This is a genomic window from Terriglobus sp. YAF25 (genome assembly GCF_052113305.1).
GTDB lineage: Bacteria > Acidobacteriota > Terriglobia > Terriglobales > Acidobacteriaceae > Terriglobus.
In genome coordinates this window covers 1-9,283 of sequence record NZ_JBFRCY010000083.1, presented here as the reverse complement: position 1 = coordinate 9,283, position 9,283 = coordinate 1, and the positions used below count along the sequence as shown (strand labels likewise).

Below are 9,283 nucleotides of genomic sequence, written 5' to 3'. Positions count from 1 at the left end.
GCCTGCAATAAGGTTGAGTGCGCCGACGATCCGGTCTTCCGCTTTGACCTGGGCTCCGGTCTCTGAGGAGTTGTTTGTGTCGGTGTAGAGTTCACCGCCCTGGATCCAGTCAGTCTCAGCGGCCATCATGGTCGAAGAGATACTGTCTTCCGTGTGCGTAAGGTCACGGCAGGTCTCTTGATTCACGTTCTCCGTGGAGGAGTTGAAGATGCTTTGGCCGAACCAGCTTGGATTGCCGCGTGGCGAAGCCGCATGACTGGAGCCGTCGATCGCATTGAGATAGAAGAGATCGGGAACCCTGCCCAGCCACATGGTGCGGGCTTGATTAAGCAGTGTGCGGTTCTCGGTCAAGACGGCGATCTGCATGGTGCCATCGATCATGCTCATGTCCCAGTTCCCGTTGACTCCCGAGCCATTCTGGATAACGGGCTGATAGACATTGATCAGCATGTTCTTGAAGTTGGTGAAGCCGGTGCTGGACCATCCGGAACTGGCGCCTGAGGACGTGCGGCCGTAATAGAGGATCTCCGCGGCGCGTGGCCACTTTTCGGCGTCCCAGCCGGACTGTAATGGACCGTTGGAGCAGTCGGTGCCGCTCGGGCAGGAAAGACCGTTGGTACCGGCATAGCCCTGGAAGCTCGCCCAGGCGTTCATGATGTTCATCGCATTGTTGGCGTAGGTCTGGTTACCGGTGAGGTACCAGAGCAGCGCCTGGACGTAGGCCGCATTGGAATCGTTATCGGCGGCCTGACAACCATGATTGGGGTTGGAGTTTGCTCCGCACTGACTGATGCCGCCGGGGTAATAACCCTGGACGGCGTAAGTCGTGGATCCATAGCTTGAAGCCATGGCCTTGTTCACCTGGTTGCCGACTGTGAGGTCTCCATTTTGATAAGCAGTGCGGGTGGCAAGCAGCTGTTGCGGGCTTACAACAATACCCGGATGAACCCATGTCTGGGCAGTGGCAATGGTACTGGCAAAGACGACGGCGCAAGCGATGGCGAAGGCCAGAGCCATTGGCCTGCCGAAGGGAGTGATTCTCATGCAGATGCTCCTCTGAGTTGTGTGAGATGCGATGGTGCCGAAGCTGGCCAGCTTTGAGCGGCACCATAGGAGCACTGCCAAAAGATAAATGTCAAGTACGAACTAAATAAACAATCGGTTGTTTAGAGGATTCTACGAATCCTCTAAAAATGAGACGATTCGAGGTTTGGTCTGCCAGGTAACGCAGCTACTCAATCCTTAGAGCTTCGACGGGATTGATTGACGCCGCACGTCTTGCCGGAACCAGGCCCGCAATGCAGGCCGCCAGACCAAGTATGGCGAGCGCTCCCAGCAAAATGCCTGCGTCCACACCCGTGACCTGGTATAGCTGCGACCGCACGAAACGCACGCATATCAGTGTGGCCGGAACGCCGATGGCCAGGCCGATGATCACCTGCAAAATAGCGCCACGCAGGATCATGGCCATCACGCCACCCCTGTCGGCTCCCAGAGCCATGCGTATGCCAATCTCATTCGTTCTGCGTACGACCGTGTATGCGGTTACGCCATACAGCCCGATAGCCGCCAATAACAATGCCAGCCCGCCGAACATCATAGTCAGCCGCGAGAGCAGCCTCTCCTCAGTGAAGCGGTCAGCAATCTGCTCATCGAAGGTTTGGAACTTTACGACAGTAAGGTTCTGGTTAATGGCGGCAAGAGTTCGCCTCGCGATCGTCTCCATCTCGTGGATGGGCCGGTCAGTCTGCACGACCAGAGCACCAGCATAGAGGCCGAGATCGTCCTCGATGGGTCCATCTGTCGCCAGGCGCTGGAGTGTCGGTAGGAAGACCATGAGATGGTCTGTCCATCGCACCGTGGTATAGACGGTATCCTGCACAACGCCGACGATCTCGTAGTCTCCGGGGTGAGTTTCGGCGGTGCCGATGCGCCTGCCGATCGGGTTGGTATCTCCAAAGAACTTTTTCGCGAATGCCTGATTCACCACGGCAACTCTGGGAGCGGTCGGGGTATCGCCGATACCGATGTTTCGCCCGGCCAGCACCTTGGTGCCCACCGAGTCGAAGTACTCCGGGTTAACACGTATTACCGAGGCACCGTGGCTAACATTCGGCAAGCCTTCCGCGTTCCAGCCCCAGCCGTTATTGTTGTCTTCCATCGGCGTGTAGCTGGTGATGCCAACCTTCTGCACTCCGGGAACGGCGTGAAACCGGTCCTCCATCTCGCGATACAGAGCTTCAAGCTGCGTCTGCTTGTAGCCGGCAGCCTGAGGATTGATATGGACGATATAGCGATTCCGCGTTTCCAGTTTCATGTCGGTGTTCTCGAGCTTGCGCAGACTTTGTGCGAATAGTCCCGCGCCGACCAGAAGCACAAACGAGAGTGCGGCCTGTGTGACGACCAGCACCTTCTGCAGTTTCGAGGTTCCGCCGGTCGTCGTCCTGGCGCCGCTCCGCAGCACATCCGCCGGTTCCGTCCTCGACGCGACAAATGCCGGAGCCAGGCCGAACAATAGCCCGGTCAGTACGCTGAGTCCGATAGAAAATGCGATGACCGCGGTGGAAGGGGCAGCCTCAATAGGCACTCCGTGTTCGCCGGGAAACGCGAGCGACAACAGAATCCGTGTTCCTCCGTATGCCACGACCAGCCCGAGAAGGCCACCGATTCCGGAGAGCAAGATACTTTCCGTCAGCAGCTGGCGGATCAGACGATCGCGTCCCGCACCCATGGCTGCGCGTACTGACATCTCGATCTTCCGCGTCATACCGCGCACCAGCAGCAGATTTGCGACATTGGCGCATGCCACCAGAAGCACAAGGGCCGCGGTCCATGTCAGCAGGTGGAGATGAGCACCGTAGGCCTCCTGCATCCACATAATGCCATTGCCCGCGGGCGTGAGGGTCACATGGGAACGCGCGAGCTTCGTCTTACCTGCCTCAGAGGTAAAGTTGATGCGTGTCTTGAGTAACGCTTGCCGCAGCTGTGCGCTCAGTTTCTCCTGTAACGGAAGCGTTGCTGTTCCTGGTTTTACCCTGCCCAGGATGTACAACCAGTTCGTGTTCGGGTCATGCACATACGGTACGTTCATGATTGAGGGCATGGTCTCGATCGGCAGGTAGTAGTCCGGAGGAGTGGCGACGAGGCGGTCTCCGTAGAATCCTTTCGGTGCAATGCCGATAATGGCAACCGGCTTGGTATTCACCCAAAAGGTTTTGCCTACGATATCTGGATTTCCATTGAAGTCTCGCTGCCATGCGGCATAGCTGATCACTGCCGTCATCGGTGCGCCCTTCGTGTCATCTGCATCGGTAAACAAGCGCCCTGCATAGGGACGCAATCCGAAGGTTCGGAAGTAGTTGCCCGAGACATACTCACCCATGACCGATTGAGGCAGAGCGCCCGGGGCATCACCCCGCACGGTAACAGGACGGAAGGTGAAGCCGGCCTGGATAGCCGCCAGCTCCACAAACTCGGGAGAGCCTTTCTTCATCTCTTCGTAGGCTTCCGTTGAAAAGAGCGAATAATCGCCGTCGTTGCGCCAGCCGGAACCCACACAGCAGTCGTTTATGGCTCCGCCGCGTACCAATGTGGACGGATCGGCCGCAGGAAGGCTGCGAAGCAGAATGCTGTTGACCAGGGTGAAGATTGCCGCATTCGCTCCAATTCCCAACGCCAGCGTAAGCAGTACGGTTACCGTAAACGCGGGCGTTTTCTTTAGCTGCCGCAAGGCATAGCGAAGATCCTGAGCAAAGGTGGTCATTGCAGACACTCCTCCATGAACAAAGAACACAACAGCATGTGGACGGCCATGCAGTTCATCGTCGTTGACTCCGAAAAATCAAAGACTTCAATAGTTGAGCTACCCGCGGTTATGTCCGGAAGTGAAATCACGCGTCCAGTTCCGGACAATAAGGTTCAGGACTTATTTGCGCTGTTAGCAGCCATCTGAGGGAATGATCGTTCGGCTGTGCCCGCGGGCAGCCGTACCTCAGCGACGCAGCCTGTCACTCCGTCGGTCCGGTTCGCCAGCCGTACCGCTCCAGCATGTCCTTCGGCGATCTGCTGCGCGAGCACCAGGCCGATGCCTGTCCCGGTAGGTTTGGTGGTGTAAAAGGGCACAAACAGATTGCTCGCATTGCTTAGTCCTGGGCCGTTGTCGAGGATGGAGATGGTGACCTCACCGTCAACCTGCCGCCATGCGATGGACACGCTCGCGATGGCCGCATTCTCCGCATCCGGACCTAACGCGGCCTCGGTTGCGTTGCGCACAAGATTGATCAGCGCCTGCTGCAACTGGTCGGCGTCGGCCTGGATGACACACTCCTCGCCATCGATTACACGAACGCGAAGCCGTGTCTCCAGCTTGGCGACTCTCTGAAGCAGACTGTTTACCTCCACCGGAGCAAGCCGTGGAGCAGGCAAGCCCATGAGTTGCCGGTAGGCCTGCAGAAAACGATTGAGCGACTCGGACCGGTTTTCAATGACCTCCAAGCCGCGATCGAAGTCTTCCAGATCTGTGGCGCTGATGCCCGGCCGCAATTGTCCGCGCAAACTGGCGGCGATGGACTTGATCGGGGTGAGGGAATTGTTGATCTCGTGGCCGAGCACACGAATAAGCCGTTTCCATGCCAGCCGCTCTTCTTCCCTTAACGCCGAACTGACGTCTGCCAGCACCAGCAGTTGATGGGGAACGCCGTGAAGACGAAAGCCGGTGCGTTTCACCATCCATCGGCCGGGTTGGGCGCCGGTATCCATCGTCAGCAGATCTTCATCGGCAGCGCCGGCGAAGCGTTCCAGACCAAGCTCTCGTGCAGTGCGTCCCAGGGCAGTGCGTATCTTCAGTCCGAAGACGTGTTCTGCCGCTGTATTCAGCAGCTTCAAACGCCCCTCAGGATCAAAGGCCATGACCGGGGAGTGCATGGAGTCAACGACACGCTCGACAAGCGCAATCGCCTCCAGCGCGCCGGCGCGCTGCGACTGCAACATATTGGCCAGGGCATTGATCTCGATAGCGAGATCTCCGATCGCATCTTCGCGTCGCGCACCTCGCGCACGGAACGAATAATCGTCCTCCCGCAACGCCGCTACGACGTTGGTAAGCGTTTGCAGGGGGCGAGTGATCTGTTCCATCACAATGGAGGTGAGAAAAGCCCAGAGCAACAGATAGAAGGCGAGCAGGATCACCGTCACAATCACATCGACGGCATTCGCATACAGTAACCACCAGCAGAGAGCGAGACCGGGAGTTCCGAAGGCCCAGAAGAACACCCGTAAGCGCCACTCAAAGCTCAGCCGCTTCTTCGAGCGCTGCAACGGAATGCGTTGTATCGTTGGTCCGCTTGCGGGCTGGTGCTCAGAGTCCATACTTTTCGATACGGCGATAGAGAGCTCCGCGGCTTAGGCCCAGGGCATCTGCCGCGTGGCTCACATTCCCGTTCGCACGGGCAAGCGCCTTCCGAATAAGAATAGCCTCAACCGCTTCAAGACTCATATCGTCCAGGCTCTGAGAGGCAGAGCTGCGATGTTGCGCCTGCAGACCAAGGTTTGACGCTTCAATCCGTGTTCCTCTCGCCATCAGCACAGCACGTTCCACGGTATGGTCGAGCTCGCGGACGTTGCCAGGCCAGCCGTATTGCAACATCTGTTGCAAGGCATTCGCCTCGAAGCCCTCGAGCTGGCGGCGGTAGCGCGCAGCGTACTTTGCAAGGAAGTGTGCCGCCAGTGCGGGAATATCCTCGCGGCGATCCCGTAGCGGGGGAAGAGAGATCTCCACCGTATTCAACCGGAAGAGCAGGTCTTCGCGGAACCGGCCGGCTTCGCATTCGGCTCGCAGGTCGGCGTTGGTTGCCGACAGCATACGTACATTCACCTTCTGGGTGCGCGACGATCCTACGCGCTCCATCTCCCCGGTCTCGAGCACGCGCAGCAGCTTGGCCTGCTGACGGACGGGGATATTGGCAATCTCATCCAGAAAGAGTGTTCCGCCGCTGGCCAGCTCAAAACGTCCAATACGGTCGGTACGGGCATCCGTGAAGGCGCCTTTCACATGGCCGAACAGCTCGCTCTCGAAGGTGCCTTCAGGAAGAGCACCCGTATTGACAGCGACTATTGCGCGATCGGAGCGCGTTGAGAGGCGATGTAACGTCTGAGCGACGACTTCCTTGCCTGTGCCGTGTTCGCCGGTGATCAGCACGTTGGCATCGGAGGGGCCGATGCGTGCCATCATCTCGACCACACTGCGCATGGCCGGCGCCGATGCGATGAAGTCAGGAGCGCCTGAGGTGCGGAGGAGACGGTTTTCTGCCTCGAGCCGCTGCATGCGCCGCTGGCTGCGGTAGAGTTCCGTTTGTGTGCGGAGAACACTCAGCAGGCGGGCGTTCTCCCAGGGTTTCTGGATGAAGTCGCTGGCTCCCCGGCGCATAGCCTCGACGGCAAGGTCGATGTTGCCCCAGGCCGTCATCACGATGACCGGAAGCTGCGCGTCGATCTCTTTGATACGGACAACCAGCTCCAGTCCTTCCTGGCCGGAGGTGGTGTCCCGCTCATAGTTCAGATCGATGAGAACGCCGTCGAACTCCTCGTGCGCAATCGCCTCCAGCGTCAGGGCCGGGGTCCGAACCAGCTCCAGGTCGTAGCCTTCGGGCTTGAGCAGCAGGCGAATAGCCTCAAGAATGTGCGGCTGATCGTCGGCGACAAGTAGTTTGCCGGCCTGCCTTCGATCCGATCCCTTCGCATCTGAAACCATTACTGCCTCTGCCATGTATCCAATCCCAACTGTTTTACTGTCCGCCTGGAACCGTTCCGGTTCTCGCTGATTCTATCGAAATGTCGTGCGATTCCAGTGTGACACCCAGAGTCCGGTCGAGCTCGACCTTTGCTTTCTGATAGGCCGTCATTGCGGCTACCAGGGTAGACTCCGCCGTGGATAGGTCGCGCCGAGCCGTGAGTGTCTGCAGATTTGACCCTGCGCCCAACTCTTGCTCCTTGGCGGTAATATCGAAGGTCCGCTGCGCGAGATCCCGTGCTTTGCGGGCGGACTCCACACGGGCACGGCTCTGTTGCAGCGTGTATTGCGCGTTGCGCACCTCGATGCGGATTTGCTTTTTCAGCTCCTGGGTGCGCAGCTCCGCCTGGCGCGTTTCCAACTCCGCGCGGTATTGGTCCGACTTGGCAACCCTGTTGCGGATAGGGATATTGACGTTGATGCCGACATAGTAGTCCGGGGCAGAGTTATTGAAGGCGCCGTTTACCGCTCCATGCCAGTCCATGGGTTGAGTGGACGCAACACCTGCGGAGGGATTCGGAGGGCCGGCGAGACCGCTGCCACCGTAGTACGCGGAGAGCGAGACGGTGGGAAGCAGGGCATTGCGCGCCGCGCCGAGGCTGATTCCACGGTTTTGCAGATCGATGTCCGACTCGATCAACTCAATGCGGTTTTTCAGCGCGAGCGTAATACTGTCACCGGTCGCCGCGGAGGCGGTGTCTGGTGCACTATCGACCGAGCTGGAATCGGTCGGCTTCACCGGCATGGCTTCCAGAGTTGGATCGTCGAGGTTCTTGGTCAGGGCATTTTTGATCAGCAGTTCCTGAAACTGCAAGGTCGTCTTCGCGACCGTAAGGTCCTGCTCCCGGTTGGCAACCTCAGCTTCGTCCTTCAGTACATCCATCGCCGGAATCGCCTCAAGCGCGAGCTCCTTGCGGGCACTGTCGAGCGTTTGCTGGGCGAATGTCAGCGTGCTGCTCTTTACCTGTTCATCTTCGTAAGCAGCGACCAGGTCCCAATACATGTTAGCGATCTGGGTAACGGTGCTGACTACCTGCAACTTGAAGGCTTCGTCGGAGATCTTCCGATTGTTCTTCGCAATGCGCAGATAACGAAGATTGGGTCCGAAGCCGAAGCCGGCCAGCAACTGCTGTTGCAGTGCGATGTGGTAGTAAGTGTTCAGCGTGGGGTTGAGGTAGCTGCGCGGGCTGTTGGTTGCGGTACGGTCGTTGTTGAAGACAGCCACTAAAGATGTTCCGGTAGGGAACGCCTGCGAGTAGCTGATGTTCCCGGTCGTCGTGTTCTGCTGCAGCTCCAGTACGCCGTAGATCGAGATATTTGACAGAGGCTGAGTATAGTGCTCGAGGTTTACGGTCCCCGTAATGGAAGGGTCGAACGATGGGACGTTGGTGCCGGTACCGAGTGTCGACTGTACCAGACCCGACGCTCCCGAGCCGGCTCCGCCTGCACCGCCTGAGGTACCACCGGCGCCCGCGCCTGCCGCTCCTGAACCAAAGCCTCCTACACCTCCACCCGGTGTGTTCTGCACGACGCCGGTGTTGACGCCTCGGAACGATCCGCCGGCGCGGGTACGAAGGACGTCCGCCTCGGCGATCGGCAGGTTGTAGCGCGCGATTGCCAGGTCGAGATTGTTCTCCAGTGCGAGTGCGATCGCGTCCTTCAGGCTTAGCTCCAGCACGCCGTTGCGGATCAGTTGATCGATGCGCGGCGTATTGGAGAGATTCGGCGGAGGAACGCTCACGGCGCGATAGGTATTGATCGGGTTGCTGGAGTGAGGAATGTCCAGACGCAATGCCGGTGTGGGCGCCTGTGTCGCTGGCGCTGCGTTCTGTGCTGTTGCCGTTACGCTCACCGCCGCCAGCAGTGCGGCTGATCCCAGTTTTCTTCCGATCACGAACGTACCTCCTGCAGCGGAGGTTGTGCTGCGCCGGCGGTGTCGGAGTGGACCCATCCATCTCGCAGTTCAATGGTGCGTGTGCCGTAAGCAGCGTTCGTTTCGGAGTGCGTGACCTGCACGATCGCCGTGCCTTCCTGATTCAGTTGCCGGAACATCTCCATAATCTCTTGTGCCTGTTTTGAATGCAGATTGCCTGTCGGTTCGTCGGCGAGCAGCAGCGCCGGTTTATGAATCATGGCGCGGGCGATGCCCACCAGTTGCTGTTGTCCGCCGGAGAGCTGGTGTGGGTAGAGGTCTTTTTTTGCGACCATCTGAAAGCGATCAAGCGTGTCTGCCACCATCGCCTGCCGTTCGCTACGGGGGATGTCCTTGTAGGACAGGGGAAGATCGATGTTCTCAGCGACCGTCATGTCGTCAAGCAGGTGATAGCTCTGGAAGACCATGCCTATCTTTTGCCGAGCGAGATCGGCGCGCTGCTTGCGGTTCAGGCGGTGGACAGCGACGCCATCGAAGTCGAACTCACCTTTCCACTGGTCATCGAGCATCGCGAGCACATTCAGCAGCGACGACTTGCCAGCGCCCGAAGGGCCCATGATAGT

Annotated in this window: 6 protein-coding genes; all 6 read right to left on the bottom strand. The window is 58.7% G+C overall.

All coding sequences use genetic code 11. The features are described 5' to 3' along the window. On the bottom strand, positions 1–1,044 hold a 1,044-nt coding region (locus AB4043_RS05220; protein WP_442306615.1), incomplete at its 3' end, for an alginate lyase family protein. A 187-nt stretch (positions 1,045–1,231) separates the two neighbouring features. Next, positions 1,232–3,763 carry an ABC transporter permease gene (locus AB4043_RS05215; protein ID WP_442299824.1) on the bottom strand — a complete coding sequence of 844 codons (2,532 nt, stop codon included), beginning with the start codon at positions 3,761–3,763 and terminating at the stop codon, positions 1,232–1,234. A gap of 155 nt (positions 3,764–3,918) precedes the next feature. Continuing rightward, the gene (locus AB4043_RS05210; protein WP_442299823.1) at positions 3,919–5,367 is read right to left on the bottom strand and encodes a sensor histidine kinase; all 1,449 of its coding nucleotides are present in this window, start codon (positions 5,365–5,367) and stop codon (positions 3,919–3,921) included. Next, positions 5,357–6,763, bottom strand: a complete 1,407-nt coding sequence (locus tag AB4043_RS05205; protein ID WP_442299822.1) for a sigma-54-dependent transcriptional regulator — start codon at positions 6,761–6,763, stop codon at positions 5,357–5,359. Before AB4043_RS05205 ends, AB4043_RS05210 begins: the two co-directional genes overlap by 11 nt. Before the next feature lie 19 nt (positions 6,764–6,782). Continuing rightward, positions 6,783–8,681 (bottom strand): TolC family protein, encoded by a 1,899-nt coding sequence (locus AB4043_RS05200; RefSeq protein ID WP_442299821.1) that lies wholly within the window; start codon positions 8,679–8,681, stop codon positions 6,783–6,785. Further along, positions 8,678–9,283: ABC transporter ATP-binding protein (locus tag AB4043_RS05195; protein WP_442306614.1), on the bottom strand; the 606-nt coding region annotated here is incomplete at its 5' end. The genes AB4043_RS05195 and AB4043_RS05200, both read right to left, overlap by 4 nt.